Annotated in this window: 1 protein-coding gene; it reads right to left on the bottom strand. The window is 66.3% G+C overall.

Features of this window, described 5'->3' with window-relative positions; genetic code table 11:
* On the bottom strand, window positions 1–1,649 hold a 1,649-nt coding region (locus P2Q66_RS00860; RefSeq protein ID WP_275724829.1), incomplete at both ends, for an FdhF/YdeP family oxidoreductase.

The following is a 1,649-nucleotide window of genomic DNA, read 5'->3' as shown; positions in this document are numbered from 1 at the left end:
CGGGTGTCCCGGGGCGGGTTGGGCAGTACGAAACCGTTTTTGGTGCGGACCCGGGCGTTGAAGTCCTCGAAGCCGGGCAGGACCCGTTCGATGTGGTCGCGGATTACGTCGTAGTCCTCGGCCATGGCCTTCCAGTCCACGGAGTGGTCCGGGCCGAAGGTGGCTTCGGCCATCCGGGCCACGATCACCGGCTCGGCGAGCAGGTGCTCCGAGACGGGGGTGAGCCGGCCCTGGGTTGAGTGGACCACGGACATGGAGTCCTCCACGGACAGGAACTGCGCGCCCTTGGGGTGTTTGTCGTCCTTGTCGGTCCGGCCCAGGGTGGGCAGGATCAGCGAGGTGCGGCCGTGGACGATGTGGGAGCGGTTGGGCTTGGTGGAGATGTGCACGGTCAGCCCGATCCGCTGCATCCCTGCCTCCAGCATTTCGGTGTCCGAGCAGGCGAGCGAGAAGTTGCCGCCCATCGAGACGAACACGTCCACCTCGTTGCGTTCGAACGCCTCCATGGACTCCACGGCGTCGTAGCCGTGGTGCCGCGGGGAGGTGATCCCGAACTCGGTGTCGAGCGCTTTAAGGAGCCATTCCTTGGGTTTTTCCCAGATGCCCATGGTGCGGTCGCCCTGGACGTTGGAGTGGCCGCGGACGGGGCAGGCGCCGGCGCCGGGTTTGCCGAAGTTGCCCTGCAGCAGCAGGACGTTGACCATTTCCTTGATGGTGTCCACGGAGTGCGGCTGCTGGGTCACGCCCAGCGCCCAGCAGAAGATGGTGGCCTTGGACTTGATGAGCATCCCGGCGACGGTCTCGATCTGTTCCCGGGACAGGCCGGTGGCCTGCTCGGTCTCGGCCCAGTCCAGCTCCTTGCGGGCGTCGCGGTAGGCGTCGAACCCGTCGGTCTGGGCGGCGATGAAGGAATGGTCCACGACGGTCCCGGGGTTCCGTTCCTCCTCCGCCAGCAGCAGGTGGCCCAGCGCCTGGAACAGGGCCAGGTCACCGCCGACCTTGATCTGCAGGTACTCGTCAGCCAGCGGAGTGCCGCCGCCCACCACACCGGAGACGGTCTGCGGGTCCTTGAAGTTGAACAGGCCCGCCTCGGGCAGCGGGTTGACCGCCACCACCTTGCCGCCCTTGTCCTTGCATTCCTTCAGCGCGGACAGCATGCGGGGGTGGTTGGTGCCGGGGTTCTGGCCCACCACGAAGATCAGCTCGGAATCGTGGATGTCCTCCAGGGACACGGTGCCCTTGCCGATGCCGATGGTCGGGTTCAGTGCCGAGCCGGAGGACTCGTGGCACATGTTGGAGCAGTCCGGCAGGTTGTTGGTGCCCAGCGCCCGGGCGAACAGCTGGTACATAAAAGCGGTCTCGTTCGCGGTCCGGCCCGAGGTGTAGAACACGCAGCGGTCCGCAGTGGTAGCCCGCATGTGCTCACCGATCAGCTCGAAGGCATCGGCCCAGGAGATCGGTGAGTAGTGGGTGTCACCCTCGCGGATTACCACCGGTTCACTCAGCCGGCCCTGGTTGCCCAGCCAATACTCCGTCTTGGTGGAGAGCTCCGCGATGGAGTGCTTAGCCCAGAACTCCGCCCCCACCGTGCGCAGGGTGTTCTCCTCGGCCACGGCCTTGGCGCCGTTCTCGCAGAACTCGGCGGCCTT

This window comes from Arthrobacter sp. Cr_A7 (assembly GCF_029222765.1).
Classification (GTDB): domain Bacteria; phylum Actinomycetota; class Actinomycetes; order Actinomycetales; family Micrococcaceae; genus Arthrobacter.
This window is presented reverse-complemented; position numbering and strand designations above follow the sequence as displayed.